Source organism: Flavobacterium sp. CHNK8 (assembly GCF_019774515.1).
GTDB lineage: Bacteria > Bacteroidota > Bacteroidia > Flavobacteriales > Flavobacteriaceae > Flavobacterium > Flavobacterium tiangeerense.
This window is the reverse complement of the sequence record NZ_CP081492.1, coordinates 2,684,309-2,704,477: the sequence shown is the minus strand read 5'-3', so window position 1 is coordinate 2,704,477 and position 20,169 is coordinate 2,684,309. Positions and strand designations below refer to the sequence as shown.

Sequence of the window (20,169 nt, the reverse complement as noted above, 5' to 3'; positions counted from 1 at the left end):
TTATATATGAAATGTTATACTGTTCTATTTTGGACAAATGTACAATTTACTTGTTTACATTGTTTTTTTGAGTAAAAAAAGTATTATTTGGAATTGGTTCAAAACTTTAAAATGCTTAATAGACTGTGAGTTTTTTGTTGTTTTTCTCTGATTGAAATTGATTGTTCTTGCTGAATAAAAACACTTTTCATGAAGTACAACAAAATAGAATTAATGTAAATAACCCTATTCAATAATAAAATACTACTCTATCTTGAACAGGTTCTAAAATATTTTGCAATCTTTGATTTCTAAAAAAAAATACAGCAATATGAGCAAGACTAAATTAACAATCAATAAGAATGGTTCTATAAAAATAGAAGGTGATTTTGAAATTACAGACTGTGAAGGAAAAACATACGGATTAGAAGGAAGAACCGCATTAGGGCTTTGCCGTTGTGGTTTATCTGCCAACAAACCTTTTTGTGATGGTGCACACCGCAATAGTTTTGAGCATGAGCCTGCTGCGTTTGACTTGCCACCGATGAAAACAAAGTAATATCGTTTTCTGATTCGAGTAAACAAGAAAAGCTACATCTTACTGGGTGTAGCTTTTCTTGTTTTTGTGGGTATTTAATAGAATTATAAAACCCTATTTACTTTTCAAACTACTAATAATCGCCATTACATCTTGATCGCCCAATCCTTCTTTTTCGGCTGCAGCGTAACTATCATACAAAGGATGAATGAGTGGTGAATCTAATCCCGCTGCTTTGGCCAAGCCTAAATCTTTAACCAAGTGTTTCAACGCAAATGCTGCTGGATAGGAATCGCTTAAAATAGAAGGAGTTTTGATATTTGTGATGCCGTTACCACAAGCGCCTTGATTGATAATGTTAAGCATGTTTTCTTTACGTACGCCATTTTTCTCGGCAAATAATACGGTCTCCGCAATACCTTGTAAGTTGAGGCCAAGTAAATAATTGATAGCTAATTTAGCCGAACTTGCTACGCCAGGTTCGCCTACATGAATGGCAATTTTACCCAAAACATCAAATATCGGTTTTACTTTTTCGAAATTTTCTAGAGTAGCACCCACCAAAATTACAAGTGTGCCATCTTGCGCTGGTTTTACACTTCCCGAAACGGGCGCGTCTATAAATGCTACTAGGTGTTGGTTGCAAATGGTATTTAAATAGCGAGAGGTTTCAGGAGAAACGGTGCTCATATTGATAATGGTTTTTCCAGAATTACCTTTTGATAATAAACCACTCGGACCTTCCAAAACTTCTTTTACTGCTGCGTCATTAGATAACATGGTCAAAACTATATCGCAAGTTTCCATTAAATCTTGTAAACTGTCTGCTGATTTTGCTCCCGCAGCCAGTAATGGAGTTTCTTTTTCTTTGGTTCTATTAAAAACGGATACATTAAAACCCGCTTTAAGTAGGTTAAGCACCATTGGGTTACCCATGTTGCCCAGACCGACCCATCCTAATTGTATATTTTTCATAATTTTCTAGTTCAAAAAATGATTTGTTTTCTTTTTGGTTTTAAATGCATACTTGCAAAAGGAAAACAACACTAAAGTACGGTTTAATTTTTGTAAATAAATCATCTTACCGATAGCACATTTGGGACTGAGGAGTTTTGATTTTATATTTATAAATAACTCATAAGTCTCACCAATAAAAAACCGATTCCAACTCCAATCACAGACCAAAGAATCCTCTGTTTGATACTAATTTTAGCAGATTGTTCTTCAAGCAATAGATCATTTTCCATCAATTGCATTTTCATATTTCCTGGTACGTATCTCACTTTTAAAACTAGATTCCGGCCTTGAAGTTTTATGGGATGATTTTCACCTGAGAAAGAAAATTTACTTGAAACTTTTTTACCGTTTAAAAGCACTTTTTCAACTCCAAGAATAGTGTTCGAAAATTCTATGGTGTTGTTTTCAATAGTAAATTCAGCGTGTTTCATTATATTTTAATTGAGTAGTGTTATGCAATTTGGCGTTATGATTTTAGTTTTTAAGAATGAATTACAGAGTAGCTTTACGCCAATTGTACAATAACAATCTTCTTCTATCATCAATATCATTTACTCTTACCTCAGTAATATCCTCTATTTTAAAGAGCGAGGTTCCTAGATCTTCTCCGTTTTTTGCTACACAATTCAGAATAAAATCTTGGTCAGAAAGGTCTTTAACAAAACCAGTGAAAAACTCATTTCCGTTGATTTCAAAACTCGCCATTTGATCCTGATTGTTATACAATTGTAAAATAGCACTAAACTGCCAGTTTTCGGATTGATTCAAGTGAATAGCAAAGTTGGATGGCTTGTCAATAATATCAGAATATTGGATGAGGCATTCCATCACCTTGATGTAATCATCATTAAAGTCAACATTTTTAATATTTTCTACTTTTATAAAAATAATTCCATCTGGTTTACCAAAACGGGTGTAATGTCTAAACCCAATATAATCTTCATTAATTTCAGTGATGTAGCCTACAAGGGAACCTTTGTCAGAATTGTATTGCCAGATGGCAATTATTTCTTTGTTGTCCTTAGATTTTTGTAATATCGACTGTAAAATGCTGGTACTCATCTGGGGAGATTTCTTTTTTGTTTGAAATAATTTTTTTAAAAATAGAATCATGATGGTTGGCTTGGTTAATCTATTTTATAAAATATGTGTGAACCGTTTTTCTCTTTATAAACGATTTGGATTGTGTTTTGTAAGTATGATACTATTTTATTCGCTAGAACTAATTGTAAATTTTTTAAGTTGCTTTTTTAGTTTTTGTTCACCAAATCAATTAAAATTCCTATTATGACAGGTATTACCCAAAAAAATATCATACCTAATAGGTACGCACCCAATGCCTTAATATAGCTCATAACTTTGCCTTTATTAAAAAAATGTCCTACTGCCCAAGAACTATACAATATACCTACGGCACCTGCAAATGTCATAATTTTGAAATGTGTTACACCTTCAATGATTACAAAAACTGAAAATATCAGCATTGCCATTCCCAAAACAAAACATAGCATTATCAAGATTTCGTAGAAGTTATAGCTGGACTTTTTAAAAAATATTTTCAACCATATTGCTATTAATACTCCCATTAATATGTTTGCATATCCATAATGTCCTTGCAACCATTTTACAATTATGCTTGTTGTATCATTCTGAGCTCCTTGGTATTTTACATATCCATCCTCAAGGTTGAAAAAGTTAATTAGAATGGTGTAAATTAGAGAAGTGACAATTATAAATATCACTGGTTTCACAAGTCGGGTTCTGTTTTGTGTGAAATAATCTCTGATGTTTTTCCCAGGATTAACTAGTAACTCTTTAACGGTAAATAAAATGCCCCGTTCAAAATGTAAAACATGTTCTATTTCATGAATTATGTAGTGTCCGTTAATTCTTTTTAGCTCAGCTGGCTGTCCGCACTCTGGACAATACTTTGAGGTTAATTCTTGATTACAATTGTTACAATTCATGTTTATAGATTCTTAATTATTCTGCCTGTAGGTTAATAGCTATCTCGGTTGGTTCAAAAGGTAAGTGAATTTAATCGTAAATATAATTGATTTTAACTACAAAATAAGAACAAGTATCATTATGAATATGTTTTGTTTTTAGGTACTAGCTGGTCATTTGAAATTTATGCTGTGGTATTTAATTTTATTTCTTTTTGAGTTCTTTCATTAAATCTTCTAGATAGTCTGTTTGGATTTCTTGAATTTCAAGTAGTTTTTTGTTTTGATGGGCTAACAAATGGTCAATTTTTTCACTTAAAAGTTTTATTTCAAGTTCGGCTTTTAAATTGATTTTATAATCATGTTCGCTTCTCTGTCTGTCTTTTTGTTCCTGTCGGTTTTGGCTCATCATAATAATAGGAGCTTGGATAGCTGCTAAACAAGAAAGATTAAGGTTAAGCAATATAAAGGGGAATGGGTCAAATGGTTTTGTGGTTAAAAACCAAATATTAATGATCATCCAAATTAAGATGAAAGAAAAAAAAGTGATGATAAACATCCAACTACCACCAAATGAAGCAACATTATCAGCAAGTTTTTGTCCGAAAGTGAGTTCAGCCTCTATTTCATCTTGAATATTTTCAGAAAGAATGGAGTTGTTTTTTATGGCCTCCATTACATCTTGATCAATGGCCGCAATTTCTCCTTTTTCCAGAATGATTAAGGAGGTTAAATAAAGACGTCTGTATTGATTCAATTCGTCAATAGTAATATAATCGTCTTGTTTTAAGTCGGGAAAGGTTGATTTGATTAAATTGAAAATTCCTTCTCTTATATCCCAACATTTTACCTCTTCACCCTTTTGAATTTCTTTTTTACTGATGTGGCTTGTTTTCATTTAGGTTTTATGTTTTTTAATACTATCTAACTTTGTTCTTTTGCTAAAGAATTAATTTCAGAAGCACTTTTCAAAACTTATTATCATAGCCAATATGCTTTAAAAACGCTGCATGTATACCGTAAATATAGTCGTTCTAAATTACAAAACCGTAATGTATTCTAATCTTATAGTTTGCTTTTGAATCTAATAAAAAATAGAACGGTAAGCCTTACAAAGCGCGCTGTCTATTCAATAAAGCACGTTTTATCATTGCTATATTGAGGTTCTTATGGATAAAATCATATCTTTTTTTTAAACAAAAACTTGTACAGAAGCTTGGTCTATTATAAGTGATTATCTCTTTTTTAAGACTCCTATTTCTGACTCAAACAACATCGGACCTTCGCTTTGTTTTACCGTAAAATTGTATTCGTTATGCATGCTCAAGACTAAGCCGTACTGTTCGTTCATTTGTCTGAATACGTAAAAAGAAAGTATTTTTTGTTCTTTATCATAGTTCCAACTTCCAACTTCTGTGGTCATATAATCTTTTGTCTGTTTCGAGAGATAGCCATTGTATCGTTTTAAATCATTACCCAATCTAATGGTGCGAAAATTATCAGCAGTAGTTAGCGTATAAGACCCTACAAACTGCTCTAATTGTTCCATTCTAGCATCGTAGTAAACACCGGCTTCACAATTTAGATTTAACACTAAATCAGTGTTAAGGGCTATGTTTTTTAAATTTTCAAACTCCGAAGCATTTACAATTTCTAATACCTTGATGCGCTGTACGCAACTGTTTGGATTAGTTGTTTCTTGCGTTATGTCAGTTGCAAAGACCAAAACGGGACTGTTTAGTTTCTTGATTTCGGCAATGGCTATTTTAAAACGGAACGCTCTATCCTTTCCAAAAGGTATAAATTTTTTAGGATCAAATTGCTTTCCTTCTATCGTCCAATAAATTTTACCTGTTTCTGGTAAGCCGTAAGATTCGACTTTTCCAAATAACTCTAGGTTTTGCGAAAAGCCCTTTGATGAAACAATAAGTAGTAAAAGGAAAACTATTTTTTTCATTTTTTTTGGGATTTAGGTGTGTTTTATAATGTTACTTTTTTTATGTAGTAGCGTTACAAAACCTACATATTTTTTTAAAAGTACGTGATTAGCTCCATCTAATCGAGGGAACTACTTTATTTTTTACAACACTCTATTTTCGATTTCAGCTTTTCGATCTAAATTATTACCGATTAACTGCCCAACAGCGATTCCAAAGACCATACCTACTGGTAAACCTAGTGCTATTTTTCCTAATGCAGCACCAATAGCTATCCCGATTGACATTCCTAATACCATACCCTGACTGGTATAACTTTTTTTGAATTTACCTTTTGGGATATAATTGTAGTTTTCTTTTACAAAGGTTTGTAAATTAGTAATGTCATTCAAATTTTTTGTTTTATACTGAATTTTTTGATTCGCTGTCTTAGGTTGGATACCATTAATAACCTATTCTGTTTTTGAGCAAAGTAATTCGCTATCAGGTATATGGTTGTCTTCAATTTTGATTAGTAAGTTTTTTAAATACTCAAAATTAACAGTAACCTTCTCTTGGGAAGTATAATTTTCAGTTTTATCGTTTAAAATTTCTTGCATTTTTTGCGTCCAATTTGTCATAACTATTTTGGTTTGAAATTATCAGTTTTTAATTTGCTGTTAGCTTTAATGCATCTTTGTTTTTGGCCTGAGAACGAGAAGCTCGCGCCAGCTTAGTGAACGGAACGAAACTTCTCCCACTCGCAGGGGAATTATTGTTTATCGATTTTTTTTTTATTAAAACTAACAATAAAAACTCCTACGAAAACAATAATTAAACCTCCAAAATGTAAAAGCGCATTACTCTCACCATTTTTTGAGTTTTTTCCCATTTCAAAACCCATCATCGCTAATCCGATTACACTAACAATTATTCCAAAAATATTCTTCCTACTCATCTGTTTATTTTTTTAAATTTTATATCTCTAATTTTAATGTTTTAAATAATTTATTAAAGTATTTCAAAACAAACTATTTTAATTACGATTTAATTTAATACTCCAGCTAAAGCGAGGGTCCCGCTCGTGAACACAAATACGAACTCAATATTTCAAAAAAAACTAAATACTGGTGGAAACTAAAATCGTTTTAAACTTTAATACCCATTATGAGCGAGAAGCTCATACTAGAGTGTGAGTTTGCGGTGGTTGATTTTTACTTTTTATCCAAGAATAAAAACATCCATTCCTAAATATTTAGTTTCGGATAAAATCTTCATCCCGTTCTTTATAGCTACGTTTATAGAAGCTGTGTTTCCTTTGTCTATTATTGAAACAAAATGATTTGAAATGTTATTTTCAAGTCCAAATTTTTTTAACTGTGTTGAGATTTCTGTAGCAAATCCTTTTCCCCAAAACTCTTGTTTTAAGGAATACGATATTTCCATTTGTGCTTTGCCATCAACTTCACGTGGTATAATTCCACTTACCCCAATAAACTCCCCCGAATTTTTCTCAATAGCTGCAAGATGCCCAAGTCCTTGATTTTCGTAGCGCTCTAATTGTTTGGATATCCAGTCAGTTGCTAGCGTACTAGGTGATTTTGACATGTCAATACCAACATACTTTAACATTTGATTATCTACAAAAAAGCCAGTCCATTTTTCAACGTCAGACATTGTTAACTTTCTTAATATTACTCGTTCTGTTTCTTGGTTAAAATACTCCACTATATTTTATTTGTGTTATTTTGTTTGTTTACTATGCTACTCGTTTTCAATTACTGTTAATTTTTCGTAACTAGATCGTGTTTTTTAACTTCCTAATTTTCCATATCTTACATGTTCTGAAAAATATAAAACAATTATTTTTTTGCCTTTTTTGTAGGGATAAAATAATTCATAGTCACCATCGTGATTGCTATATCTCAATTCTTCACTTTTACCACTAAATACTTTGTCTAAATATTCTCTTTCTTCTTGAGTTGTTTTGTACAGATATTCTTTTTTATTCGGTTCAATAGTGTCGTTTAACTTTTCATAATTACTTTGGTTAAATCCTAAATAAACAGGTGAACCATTTATACTATCCTTAACTAATAAATTTACACTTGGAAAATTCTTATCTGTTTCTGAATAGATTTCTAAAATAGTACTAGTTTCATTTATATATTCTTCTGAAAATTCATAATTGACTATTTTTGAACTATTCTTTTCGTTTTTCTCTAAAATTGATTTTGCCGATTTGATCAGCATTTTTTCTTTTTTGTTGGATGTTAAATAATCGCCACCAAATAATATCATTCCAATTATTGGAAAAATTATAAAAAGAATTAAATATGTTTTTTTATTCGATTTTGTATTAGTGTCATCATTATTTTTCGTTTCTGCAATTCTTGTTAGATTGAACATTACGTTTATAATTAGTGAGCCAACCATTAAAGCAAGAATACCCAAAACGCTCAGATAAAACGTTTCTGTCATATTTTCTCTAAAAACTTTTAATCCAAAAACTTGAATTATAATAAATGTAAAAACCCAATAAACTAATAGAAGTATCGCTGTGATTCCAATTGCGTTGCTAAGTTTTACAAGTTGTTTCGGGGTCATAATTTTATTTTTTTAGTTAATTTTATTTTTCGTTTTTTCGAGTGATATGTATGTGAATTTTGTTTGCTATCAAGGGTTTAGCACTGAGTTAAGATTTGTTTTTCGGTTATCACTAAACTTCCAAATACAAAACCAACTTTCAATTCTGTCAATTGCCCAAATCTGTTGCAGAAGCTGAAGGCAGAATAGTTTTACTCAAATTGTATGTCGCTTACTTTTTCATCTTTATAGTATAATTCATAATCCGAATCTTTGTTAACTACTAAAATTGCAAAAAACAATTCTGCTGTAAATTTTTTATAGGTAGTTTCTCCAAAATATAATGTGCTCAATTTTGGTTTTTCTGTTGTCCCAAAATTTATTTTCATTTCAAAGTTTTTATAACCTTCAATATCGAAAAGGTTGAAATAATCTTTTTCAGAAGGATCATAAGGAGGTAACAGATAGCCATTAATTTCTTCACCATTTTCTTTATAGATTTTATCTTTTCTAAATGGTATTAATTCTGGATATCCAATTATTCCAGCATATCCTTTATAGTCAGCAAGTCTATACCGAATTTTATTTTTAGTGTCTAAAAGTGAAAATGCACTTAACTTTGTCTTGTTATCTATTTTAGATTCAATTTTGGTTTTAATCATGACTTTTCTTAAATCATCACTAGTTACTTTTAGTTGTCTTATTCCAAAAACACTTACGTTATCAACTAATTTCGATTTTAAAATTTCAATTTTTGTTTCTTCTTTTGTTGTAAATTGAGCGTACAAACTGAAACTTACATTAATGGTAATAAGCAGTATTATTTTTTTAACCTTCATTTTTTATTTATAAAATTATTTTATGTTTTCTCTAAAGTTGTTGCCAGCGTTTACTCATCTGCCGCGAGCGTCTCGCTCATGAAGGCTGTTAAATCACAAAATTTGATGACTGGCACAAACTAAAATCCTATTAATTCATTCACCCATCACGAGCGGGACGCAAAATCCAACTTTTACGCTTCTAATTTTTTCTTCACAATTTTCCATTTTCCATTTCAATTGTTCTCAAATTCTTCTTTAGAAACCTCGGAATTAATAAAATCAAAACGATTAGTAAACAGAAAAATACCGAAAGCAATATTCTTAGCGGATTAAAAATCGGTAAAGAGAATAATCCTATCGATAAGACGAAAAATATCCAAGTAAATTTTTTGCTATTGAATATTGAAGTTAACACGTTCTGAATTAACACAATGATAAAAAAAGCAAGTACAATAAATGGAAATATAGTTCCTATAATTAGTTTTTGATTTGGCGTTATCGTTAAATAAACTAATGCAAGGAGGAAGGAATAAAATACAGTTTGTATTATACTATTTAAAAATCCAAATGCTACTATTTGTTTCATACTCAAACAACATAAAATTATCTTCTGCTTATTCTAAATTCTTCTTGTGGCGCGAGCACTACGATCATGAACACAATTAATTTCTTAATATTTTAAAAAAAACGGATGACTATCACAAACTAAAATCATAGTAATCCGTTAAGACCATCACTAGCGGGACGCTCGCGCTAGCGGGGAAATATTGCCATCAACCTTTCCATGATTGGCTAGGTTGCGAACTTTGAAACTGATTATTTTCGATATAAGAAAAATACTTCTGATCAAATAAAAACAAGTATGTACCTCAAAATTCGCAATCCTGCCAAAAGGCTTTTGAAGCTGATTTTATTTGGATAAAAATTCTTTTTTATCAACTTCCTCGCCTTTCATATTAAATACCATTAATATTTTGTCAGGTTTATTATAATTGTAAACAACAAAATGGCCTTTTAGCAATTTAACAGCTCCATTGAATTGTTTAAGAGGAGGAACGATTATGTTTCCACTGCTATCAATGATATAATTTTTATATGTTGCCGTGCTGACTGTGTAGTAACTATTGCAATCATTGACTTTGTAGATATCCCTTTCTTTACTAACTATGATTTTTTTAGCTTCACGCGAACCAAGTCCTTTCGTGCCATCTTCAAATTCTATATAAAAGCAAGGCCCAAAATTTCCGAACTGAATATTTACCATTTTTTCCGTTTCATCTAAATAAACTTCATCGGTAATTGAATTAAACATTTTCCAATATTTATCTGCTTTTCCTAGAACAACATCTCTTTTTTTATCATCAAAATTCAATTCACTGTAAAAATTTTTAAAGAGTTCTTTTTTCGATGTTAAATCATAATAATTGTATTGATTGATGTCGTTGTAAACTGTAAAATAATTTGGACTACGACCATCTTTTGAGTAGCTAAGATTTGTATATAAAAGGGGTACAATCACTTGATTTTGCTGATTAATAGCTCCCTTTTTTTTATCTTTTTCTGCATAATACAAGTCTGTGTACATTACTTTTATGTGTCTTGCTTTTGGAGTTCTTTGATCTACGCCAAAGGATTCAATTACTTGTTCCAATTTGTCGTACACATTTGGAATAGTCCATTTATTTAAAGCGAAGTCATACAGGCCGTATTTATTGTCTTTCTTGGCAACATTTTTACCATAAAAATAGTTTTGAAAATCAATTTCGTAAATTTGAATTTCCTCAAATTTTGTGGGATTAATTGTTTTTTTAACAGCATCATAAATGTAATAAAACCCGTCTTTCTTGAGCGAAAAAAAATTCTTTCCAATATGATCAATAGATTGGTATTCTGCTGGTAAAACTAATTTTCCATCGTCTTGCAACAATCCTTCGAAAATTACATTATCCACCGCTTTGTGTATGGTAATATAATCTCCATAATCTGTAAAATATTGTCTAACAGTTTGGCTTACTCTACGAGAAAAAAAATAAGAACTCAAATCATTTATTTGAATTTTCTTTTCTTCGCCTTTTACAGTAAAGGATTGAATATTGTACAATCTGTCGGAGTGAGAATGTATATTTTTACTTGCATCTGAAGTAAAAATGATTCCTTTTTTGGTTGGGTAAAAAACAGCGCTATTTTTCAGAGGTAAATTAACAACGTTACCTAAAGTGTCGCTAAAACTTTGATAATCATTTTTATTAACCATCAAATAATTGTTGATGTAATAATCATAATTAGTGGTGTAGCCTTCACTTTGTATTTTACTAATTACTGCAGGATTTACTTTTTTAAGTTTTTTGTTAATTTCAATGTAATTGTTTTGAGCAGTTGTTTTATTGCACATTAAAAGCGTTGTTGTGCAGATTAACATAAATTTCAAGGTATTCTTCATCGTTGTTAAATAATTCTAGGTGTTACGTTTTTTTTTATTTTAAATTAATTGTTGCGTTTCGTTTTTTCAAAAAAATATTACATAGTGTTTGATTGCGTTTTAAATTAAGTTATCATTTGTATTGGTTATTTTTTATGCAGAAAATCAATTTCAGTTTGAGCTTGCTATTAAACCCGCTGCGCTAATTCTTGAGCAATGTTATTCCAGATCAAACCAATTTTTAAGTTGATTTTCTAATGCCTCAATCTCTGTTTTGTTGGTAACTTCTTTTGTAAAATCAACTTCAATATTGTTTGGATTAACTGTAGCATATTTTAGGTAGAAGAATTTATTGATTTTTTCAGAAGAATTCTCAGGACAACCACCACTATTAGTTCGATACAATTTATTATTTACAACGTATTTTACAAAAGCGGAAGAAGATTTGCCGACAGGTTTGCACAGCGTGTATTTACAAATCGTTGTACCAGGATAATTTTCAATTTCTTCTCTAGATTTATTGGCTTTGTTGATAATAAAACAAAATCCAATTATAATTAAAATGAAAAATACAATCGCTTCTATTTTGCTCATTTTCGTTCCTTCTGTCATAATGTTATCTAATTTGCTTTTTCTGAAAAAAAAAATTGTCCTCAAGCTACCTGTAGTGTCACGCTCGTGAACACAAATACTATTTCAATATTTTTTTTAAATCTAATGACTAGTACAAACTAAAATCATAGTAATCCGTTGACACCATCACGAGCGGGACGAAGTTATAATCAGTATTCTTATTCGTCAAAATAATCAGTATCAATTCTTTTCACTTCATAAGTGGATTGAGTTGATAAACCAACATTATACTCAAACATCAAATCTGCAAGTCGACTACCATCAATCAATACTATTTTATGTTCTATGCTTTCGACAAATTCATAAGCTCCTTTTGGAAAGTTAGAAGTTGTAATAAAAATACCTTTTCTAGCTTTTTTTGAAAGTAATGCACCTGCAAAGTCTCTAATTTCTCTAACAGGAACAACATTTTCCCATCTTTTAGCTTGAATATAAATTGTATCAAGACCCAATTTATCTTCTTTAATTATTCCATCAATTCCGCCATCTCCTGATTTGCCTAAAGCTCTTCCGGCATCTTTACGTGAACCGCCGTATCCCATTTTTGTTAACATATCAACGACTAACCTTTCAAAAAATGAAGGGGAGCAGCTTTTAATAGTGTCAAGTAAATCTCTTGATAAATCATTTTTTAATTTCTGATATGCATATTCTAAAGCTTCTTCTGGAGTTTTAGTAGTGTCTCCATTTTCTTGATTTTCCGGATTAGAATTGTCAAGATCATTTTTGGGAGTAATTGATTCTTTAAATTCCTTGAAAGCTTTAAATTTATCTAAATCTTTTGTTTTGAGTTCACTTGGATTTGATTTTAAGAAAGTGACACCAAGTTCAGTAACACGATAATATCCTCTTTTTTCAGTTTTTAATAAACTAGCTTTTTCCAAATAGAATTTTGCCCAACCAACTCTATTGTCAAAAATTGCTTGACTTCCGCTTGGTAGTAATTCTTTTTTCTCAGCATCACTCAATTTAAAATGATCATGTAAAATTTCTATTAGCTCTCTAAGTTTATGAGTTCTTTCATCGCTCATTATTTTCAAGAGTGGTAACATTATGGATTGATAATCAGGAATCATTATTTTGTCATTTTTTTTAATATTAGCGCTATCGTTCAGATACTATTGCGGGTTTGGGATAAAGAAAGCCCTATTTTCAGATTTGCCAAATCATCCCAAATACAAAACCATTTTTCCATTATGCTAATTGCCTAAATCCGTCGTAGTGGCTATAATGCACAGTCATTTAATCGATTGGACTTTCAGTTATGAATTCTAAAAATTCTTTTCCAAAGGTTGTTGTTCTCGGAACCATTAAACCTGAGCCTGTCATTGTAGTATGTAAACCGCTAGTTTTATGTAAACCTGCTCGTGACAAATCATCCCAAATCAAATCATACAATTCTCTTTTTCCTTTTAATTCAGGATATGCTTCTTCCAAAACATTTGATAAACCGTCAGCCATATAATTCGGTAAACTCTTTCCATTTTTCTTAAACCAATTTTCTGGATTGTCAAATAATTTCAAGATTTTAATGTGCCAAACTGTGAAAGTAGATATAAAGTTTAGAAAGATTTGCACTTCAGTTATGTTTGGATTTTCCTCAACGGCGCTATTCAAAATTACGTTTTTGAAATATTGTATTTTCTCTTTTTCGCTTGTTCGAAGTGCCAACTGTGTGGTTTGCAAAACAACGTCTATAAACACATCATTATTTGCTAATTTAATCAAATCAAGTTCTTCTTTCTGTTCAAGTTGTTTTAGTTTTTCGCCTACTTCAATCATCCATTCATTTCTCCTTTTTTCTAATGGAGGAGTGACTAATAATTGTAAAAGCTCTGACGCTGTCGCACCGACAACAGGAATAGAACCAAGAACTGCCTTTGCTACACCATATGCAATGTCATCTTTAGTTTCTTTTTTCATTTCTAGGTTTCTTTATGATTGTGCATAACTTTTAGCTTTATCCCGCAAAATCAAACACAGCAGCCTGAAATTAGGTCGCTTGCTTTGATGTCAGCCATTTTTATCTGTTTTCAAATATAAGTATAATAGTATTACAAAACGGTAAAGGCATTTTATTAATTGCAAGCTTTTCGTACTTAAAACACTAGTGCAGCACTTCTCTTTTTTGAGATTAAACTTGAAAAGGAGGATTTTGCATGAAGGATAGCAGCGGCATCCTTTATTTTCTTTCTTTAAGAAAATAAAGATAGAGCGCATAGCCTGACGCAGCTGTAGCCTTGCGGAAGCTGGGACATGCCCAAAATAAGCGCATCTGAATTTAGATTTCTAAAAAAAGTATATCTTTAGCCCACAACTAACCAAAAAACCATTTTATGGAAGACCAAAAACCAGACAATTTTAAGAGAGAATTAGGACTACTTGACGGGACCATGCTTGTGGTGGGCTCTATGATAGGATCAGGGATATTTATTGTAAGCTCGGATATGGTGAGACAACTCGGCTCTGCCGGCTGGCTGATTGCTATGTGGGTGCTTACGGGCGTGATTACCGTGATTGCTGCGGTGAGTTACGGCGAGTTGAGCGCGATGTTCCCTACGGCGGGCGGGCAGTATGTGTATATTAAGGAAGCTTACGGTAAACTGATTGGTTTTTTGTACGGATGGAGCTTTTTTGCGGTGATTCAAACCGGTACTATTGCGGCTGTGGGTGTGGCTTTTGCCAAATTTGCGGCTTACTTGTATGCGCCTTTGAGTGATAAAAATATTTTGTATGAAATAGGCGATTTTAAACTGAACGCGGCCCAAATTGTATCTATCGTTACCATTGTGTTGTTGAGTTATGTCAATAGTCGCGGGGTGAAAAACTCTAAGATCTTGCAAACGGTGCTTACAGTGATCAAAGTACTTTCGTTAGCGGGTTTGATTATTTTTGGTTTTATTGCTGCTGATAGTGCGGTGTGGGATGCGAATTGGGCCAACGCATGGCAAGCTCAAAGTTTGAATGTGGAAACAGGCGAGTGGCTGCCTATTGGTGGTATTGCACTGATATCAGGTATTTCGGCGGCCTTTGTGGGATCGCAATTCTCGAGTGTGGCTTGGGAAGGCGTGACTTTTATTGCAGGCGAAATTAAAAACCCAAAACGCAATGTGGGTTTGAGTTTGTTTCTAGGAACATTATTGGTGAGTGTGATTTATATTGTGGCCAATGTGATGTACTTGGCTGTGGTGCCTTTGTTTGATATTGCTACTGCCGAATCAGATCGTGTGGCTGTGGTGGCTTCGCAAACTATTTTTGGGTCGGTAGGAACTTTGATTATTGCCGTGATGATTATGATTTCGACTTTTGCGTGTAACAATGGTTTGATTATGGCTGGTGCTCGCGTGTATTATACGATGGCGCAGGATGGTGTTTTCTTTAAAAAAGCGGCTTCGTTAAACAAAGCGAGTGTACCAGAATGGTCTATTTGGGCGCAATGCATCTGGGCTTCGGCCTTGTGTTTGACGGGTAAGTATGGGGATTTACTTGATTTTGTGGTGATTATTGTACTGGTGTTTTACATCTTGACAATATTAGGAATATTTATTTTACGTAAAAAAATGCCCAATGTGGAACGTCCGTACAAAGCTTTTGGTTATCCGGTATTGCCTGCTTTATACATTTTGATTTCTTCGGCGATATGTTTGGCGTTATTGTACACAAAACCAACTACCTGTGGTTGGGGCGTGTTGATTATGCTTATTGGTATCCCGATTTACTATTTGACTAAGGCGAAGGAGTAGGTTTTTTTAGTCTCAGTTTTCAGTCTCAGTTTTCAGTTTCGGAGTTTAGATTGAATATTTATAAAGTTGAAAATCTGTGAAATCTGTGAAATCTGTGTTTGGTTCAGTCGCGGTGCTAAATATTCAGTCACAGTTTTTAATCTCGGAGTTTAGATTGAATATTTATAAAGTTGAAAATCTGCTAAATCCGCGTAATCTGCGTGCCAATTCAGTACCACAACAAAAAGCATAAAATAAAAAATCCGTCTCGTTGAAGAACAAGACGGATTTTGAATTTTATTCAAGTTGGGAAGTGGCTGTCTTTCATTTAAACTATTTACTAAAACTAAAAAAATAGTGAAATCTGTGGTTCAGTCGCAGTCTCAGTGTTCAGTCTCAGTTTTTAATCTCTGAGTTTAGATTGAATATTTATAAAGTTGAAAATCTGCTAAATCCGCGTGATCTGCGTGCCAATTCGGTACCACATCAAAAAGCATAAACAAAAAATCCGTCTCGTTGAAGAACAAGACGGATTTTGAATTTTATTCAAGTTGGGAAGTGGCTGTCTTCCATTTAAACTATTTACTAAAACTAAAAAAATTACAACCACCCACCACAACTTGTAAACGGTAGGCTAGTAGTACGTAAAACGTCTTACTTTAGCAATATATTTAGCCAAGCGAATTACTTGGTGGCTGTACCCGTATTCATTATCATACCAAATGTAAAGCACAATATTTTTCCCATCTGCAGACACAATAGTAGCATTACTGTCATAGATAGCAGGAGCCGAAGTGCCTACAATATCAGAAGAAACTAATTCGTTATTCAATGAATATTTTATTTGCTCTACAAGCTCCCCTTCAAGAGCATATTTTTTCATAATTCCATTGATGGCCTCTACAGAAGTGGTCTTTGAAACCTCAAGGTTTAATACAACCAGCGAACCATTAGGAACAGGAACTCTAATAGCATTTGAAGTTAATTTTCCAGCTAAGCTAGGCAATGCTTTTGCAACAGCACTTCCTGCACCAGTTTCAGTAATTACCATATTCAACGCTGCTGCTCTACCACGGCGGTATTTCTTGTGCATGTTGTCTACCAAGTTCTGATCGTTAGTATAAGCATGGATAGTTTCTAAATGTCCCTTAACAACGCCTAGGGTATCTTCAACCGCTTTCAAAATCGGAGTAATGGCATTGGTAGTACAAGAAGCTGCAGAGAAAATGTTGATTTCATCTGGGTTGTATTCGTTGTGGTTTACACCGTGTACAATATTAGGAACTCCTTTTCCAGGAGCGGTAAGCAATACTTTATCGGCTCCTTTTGAAGTTAAATGGCGGCTCAATGCTTCTTGAGTTGTAAAAGCGCCAGTGTTATCAATTACTAAAGCATTGTTGATGTCAAATTGCGTATAATCAATTTCTTCTGGACTGTTTGCAGTAATAATATGAACGGTTGTCCCATTAATTATTAAAGCATTGTTTGCAAGATCTGCAGTTACTGAACCTTCAAAATCTCCATGAATAGAATCATAGCGCAACAATGAAGCTCTTTTTTCAAGAGAAACAGCATCGTTTTTATCACGGGTTACAATAGCACGTAAGCGCAATTGACTTCCTTTTCCCGTTTTTGACATTAATTCTCTTGCTAGTAAACGACCAATACGTCCAAAACCGTATAAGACAACATCTTTTGGCTGAATTTCTTCAGAATCTTTAGCGTTTTTTAGTTTGTCAATTACAAAATACTTAGCATCTGGATATTTGTCCTCTTCTAATCCATATTCATACGTAAGTTTTCCGATGTCTAATTTTGCAGGAAGTAAGTTCAATTCTAAAATAGCTTTTGCAATTTTAACCGAATCAAAAACTGAAATAGGTTTGCCTACAAACTCAGCAGCATATTCGTGTAAATTGATAATGTCACTTACATTTCTGTCTAATAATTGATTTCGGAATAAGACCATCTCAATTGATTTGTCATACCATAAATCACTGATGATTTTAATCAATTCTACTCCTGCACGTCGTCTGTCGGCTTGCAAAGAGACTTCTTTTTCGTATAAAGTAGTAGTTGCCATGTTGAAAATTTAAGGAAAATAAGGTGTTGTATTTTTTAAAATTTTTTGCAAAAGTACCCATTTCAATCGATTTCGTAGTGTGTTTTTAGATTTTTTTATAAAATAAAAAAGCCATCTTGTTTTACAAGATGGCTTAGTATTCAATTTTAAAAAATGAACTTACATATAGAAACGTACCAGTTCACCATTTTTACTGATCAATTCGATGCGCACTTTTTGATTGTCATCAATTTTACTCATCATTTTGGATACGGTTTCTACATTGGTAGCTTTTACATTATCGATACTTAAAATGATACTTCCCACTAATTCCTCTTCATATTGCTGCCATTTTTGGTCGCTAATGCCTTTGATGCGCACTCCGTAATCGATTTTAAATTTCTTTTTGTCAGCTGCTTCAATGTTTTCTAAAGTCATTCCTTTGAACTCAGCATTAAAAAACTCGTTTTTACTCAAAGTTACAGGAACGGTTTTCGTTTTTCCGTCTCTGCTATAAGTTACTTGAACTTTGTCATTTGGGCGTTTCGTATTGATATAACCAGAAAGATCCGCAAAAGAGCTGATGTTTTGCTCATCTATCTTCACGATAACATCGCCTTTGGTCAAACCAGCTTTGTCAGCACCAGAATTTTTGGTCACTTTATTGATGTAAAATCCTTGAGTCAAACTAAGGCCGTACTCTTTAGATGAGATACTGTTTAATTCGCCACCTTCAACGCCTAGAATTCCGCGTTGTACATTCCCGAATTCCATTAAATCTTCAATGATTTTTCGGGTAATGTTTGAGGGTACTGCAAATGAATATCCAGTATAACTTCCGGTTGGTGAAGAGATCATCGTATTGATACCAATTAATTCACCACGAGTATTCACTAATGCACCACCACTGTTTCCTGGATTTACCGCCGCATCCGTTTGAATGAAAGATTGAATTCCGCTCGTGTCAAGATTTCTAGCTTTCGCCGAAACGATACCTGCTGTTACAGTGGAGTTCAGATTGTACGGATTTCCTACTGCCAATACCCATTCACCTACTTTCACCGAATCAGAATTGGCGAAAGCCGTGTATTGAAGCTTTTCACCCGCATCGATTTTAAGCAAAGCAATGTCCATTTTGGAGTCGGTGCCAATTAATTTTGCTTTGTATGATTTCTTGTTATTGAGCGTAATTTCAATTTCGGATGCATCTTTAATCACGTGATTGTTCGTTACAATGTACCCGTCTTCAGAGATAATTACTCCAGATCCTGTTCCTACTTGCTCCTGCGATTGTCCGCCACGAAAGCCGTAAAAATATTCTAAAATGGGGTTAGAAACGGTTGTTCTGGAAACATTTTTTACGTGTACCACCGTGTGTATAGTTTTATCAGCCGCCTCTGTAAAATCAAGTACTTCCGTTGATAATCCTACTCTTTTAGTATAGGAATCAGAGGCCATGGTAACCAATCCGCTTTTATCTTTAGAAAAATAGCCATCGGTGTCAAATAATAGCTTGTATGAACCTAGTGTTACTACTCCGCTCAACAAGGAAACCAAAAAAAGTGTTGAAAAATTTTTCATAATTAAATTCGTTTTTAAAGATATTTACATGTAAAATTAACACTAAAATTGATTGTTAAAATACAGTTTAACGCTCTTTAACAATGATTAACATTTCATTAATAGTTCGTACTTTTGTATCATTCAACACGATAAAAAATGCAATTAGAATTTTATAAATACCAAGGAACGGGCAATGATTTTGTAATGATTGATAACCGTACCGAATTTTTTCCAAAAGAGAACACAAAATTGATCGCTCAACTGTGTGACCGCCGATTTGGAATAGGAGGAGATGGTTTGATTTTGTTAGAAAACGACTTGGATACCGATTTTAAAATGGTGTATTACAACTCAGATGGAAACCAGAGTTCTATGTGTGGCAACGGTGGACGCTGTTTAGTGGCTTTCGCCAAAAAGCTTCAGGTTATCGAAAATAAAACTACATTTATAGCCACAGATGGATTGCATCATGCTACTGTTGATGAAAACGGAATTGTAGCACTGCAAATGATTGATGTTGCCGCCGTAAATGTGACTCCTGATTATGTGTTTTTAAATACAGGTTCACCACATCACGTGCAACTGGTAGGTGATCTAGAAAACTACGATGTAAAACATATTGGTGCATCAATTAGATACGGAGATTTATACGGACAAGTAGGTAGTAATGTTAATTTTGTAGAGCAAATTGATGGAAATAACTTTTCTCTTAGAACGTATGAAAGAGGTGTTGAAGATGAAACACTTTCTTGCGGAACGGGCGCTACAGCAGTTGCAATAGCCATGAATGTACTTGGAAAAACAACTGAAACTGCTATTAACTTAAATGTTGAAGGTGGAAAATTAGCAGTTTCATTTGATGTCAATGAAGGTGTGTTTACCAATGTTTTTCTTAAAGGCCCAGCTCAATTTGTATTTCAAGGTACGATTGAGATTTAATTTTCGAAACCTGTATTAAAATCAAGCT

Annotated in this window: 20 protein-coding genes; 3 read left to right on the top strand and 17 right to left on the bottom strand. The window is 33.0% G+C overall.

The window, feature by feature from the left end:
* The first annotated feature begins 310 nt into the window (after positions 1-310).
* A complete protein-coding gene (locus tag K5V07_RS11740) occupies positions 311-538 on the top strand; it encodes a CDGSH iron-sulfur domain-containing protein (protein WP_144889096.1) in 228 nt (75 codons plus the stop codon).
* A gap of 93 nt (positions 539-631) precedes the next feature.
* Here the strand turns inward: K5V07_RS11740 and K5V07_RS11735 are convergent, their stop codons facing one another.
* The 15 genes from K5V07_RS11735 to K5V07_RS11665 form a co-directional block, all read right to left on the bottom strand.
* A complete protein-coding gene (locus tag K5V07_RS11735; protein ID WP_221917623.1) occupies positions 632-1,492 on the bottom strand; it encodes an NAD(P)-dependent oxidoreductase in 861 nt (286 codons plus the stop codon).
* Positions 1,493-1,641: 149 nt separating this feature from the next.
* On the bottom strand, positions 1,642-1,965 hold the full coding sequence (locus tag K5V07_RS11730) for a hypothetical protein (RefSeq protein WP_221917622.1): 324 nt from the start codon (positions 1,963-1,965) through the stop codon (positions 1,642-1,644).
* Between the two features lie 61 nt (positions 1,966-2,026).
* The gene (locus K5V07_RS11725; RefSeq protein WP_221917621.1) at positions 2,027-2,596 is read right to left on the bottom strand and encodes a hypothetical protein; all 570 of its coding nucleotides are present in this window, start codon (positions 2,594-2,596) and stop codon (positions 2,027-2,029) included.
* Positions 2,597-2,784: 188 nt separating this feature from the next.
* Positions 2,785-3,501, bottom strand: coding sequence for a DUF3667 domain-containing protein (locus K5V07_RS11720; RefSeq protein ID WP_221917620.1), 717 nt, complete (start codon positions 3,499-3,501; stop codon positions 2,785-2,787).
* 184 nt (positions 3,502-3,685) lie between these two features.
* Positions 3,686-4,378, bottom strand: coding sequence for a DUF1003 domain-containing protein (locus tag K5V07_RS11715; RefSeq protein WP_221917619.1), 693 nt, complete (start codon positions 4,376-4,378; stop codon positions 3,686-3,688).
* Positions 4,379-4,714: 336 nt separating this feature from the next.
* Entirely contained in the window at positions 4,715-5,437 is a 723-nt protein-coding gene (locus K5V07_RS11710; protein ID WP_221917618.1) for a hypothetical protein, read from the bottom strand.
* 123 nt (positions 5,438-5,560) lie between these two features.
* Entirely contained in the window at positions 5,561-5,809 is a 249-nt protein-coding gene (locus tag K5V07_RS11705) for a hypothetical protein (protein WP_221917617.1), read from the bottom strand.
* A gap of 359 nt (positions 5,810-6,168) precedes the next feature.
* Entirely contained in the window at positions 6,169-6,354 is a 186-nt protein-coding gene (locus K5V07_RS11700) for a hypothetical protein (protein ID WP_221917616.1), read from the bottom strand.
* A 263-nt stretch (positions 6,355-6,617) separates the two neighbouring features.
* Positions 6,618-7,124, bottom strand: a complete 507-nt coding sequence (locus K5V07_RS11695) for a GNAT family N-acetyltransferase (protein ID WP_255577962.1) — start codon at positions 7,122-7,124, stop codon at positions 6,618-6,620.
* A gap of 84 nt (positions 7,125-7,208) precedes the next feature.
* Entirely contained in the window at positions 7,209-8,003 is a 795-nt protein-coding gene (locus K5V07_RS11690) for a hypothetical protein (RefSeq protein WP_221917614.1), read from the bottom strand.
* A gap of 191 nt (positions 8,004-8,194) precedes the next feature.
* A complete protein-coding gene (locus tag K5V07_RS11685; RefSeq protein ID WP_221917613.1) occupies positions 8,195-8,821 on the bottom strand; it encodes a hypothetical protein in 627 nt (208 codons plus the stop codon).
* Between the two features lie 892 nt (positions 8,822-9,713).
* Entirely contained in the window at positions 9,714-11,195 is a 1,482-nt protein-coding gene (locus K5V07_RS11680; protein ID WP_221917612.1) for a WG repeat-containing protein, read from the bottom strand.
* Positions 11,196-11,441: 246 nt separating this feature from the next.
* A complete protein-coding gene (locus K5V07_RS11675; RefSeq protein ID WP_221917611.1) occupies positions 11,442-11,816 on the bottom strand; it encodes a hypothetical protein in 375 nt (124 codons plus the stop codon).
* Between the two features lie 197 nt (positions 11,817-12,013).
* Positions 12,014-12,931 (bottom strand): restriction endonuclease, encoded by a 918-nt coding sequence (locus tag K5V07_RS11670; protein WP_221917610.1) that lies wholly within the window; start codon positions 12,929-12,931, stop codon positions 12,014-12,016.
* Between the two features lie 166 nt (positions 12,932-13,097).
* The gene (locus K5V07_RS11665; RefSeq protein ID WP_221917609.1) at positions 13,098-13,778 is read right to left on the bottom strand and encodes a hypothetical protein; all 681 of its coding nucleotides are present in this window, start codon (positions 13,776-13,778) and stop codon (positions 13,098-13,100) included.
* Between the two features lie 413 nt (positions 13,779-14,191).
* Between K5V07_RS11665 and K5V07_RS11660 the strand changes: the two genes are divergently transcribed.
* Positions 14,192-15,598, top strand: a complete 1,407-nt coding sequence (locus tag K5V07_RS11660; RefSeq protein WP_221917608.1) for an APC family permease — start codon at positions 14,192-14,194, stop codon at positions 15,596-15,598.
* Positions 15,599-16,211: 613 nt separating this feature from the next.
* Here K5V07_RS11660 and K5V07_RS11655 read toward each other — a convergent pair.
* On the bottom strand, positions 16,212-17,660 hold the full coding sequence (locus K5V07_RS11655) for a glyceraldehyde-3-phosphate dehydrogenase (protein WP_221917607.1): 1,449 nt from the start codon (positions 17,658-17,660) through the stop codon (positions 16,212-16,214).
* Positions 17,661-17,819: 159 nt separating this feature from the next.
* Complete coding sequence (locus K5V07_RS11650) at positions 17,820-19,220, bottom strand: trypsin-like peptidase domain-containing protein (RefSeq protein ID WP_221917606.1); 1,401 nt, start codon at positions 19,218-19,220, stop codon at positions 17,820-17,822.
* Between the two features lie 138 nt (positions 19,221-19,358).
* On the opposite strand from K5V07_RS11650, the gene dapF reads away from it, so the two are divergent.
* Complete coding sequence (gene dapF, locus K5V07_RS11645) at positions 19,359-20,141, top strand: diaminopimelate epimerase (protein ID WP_221917605.1); 783 nt, start codon at positions 19,359-19,361, stop codon at positions 20,139-20,141.
* Positions 20,142-20,169 lie beyond the last annotated feature (28 nt).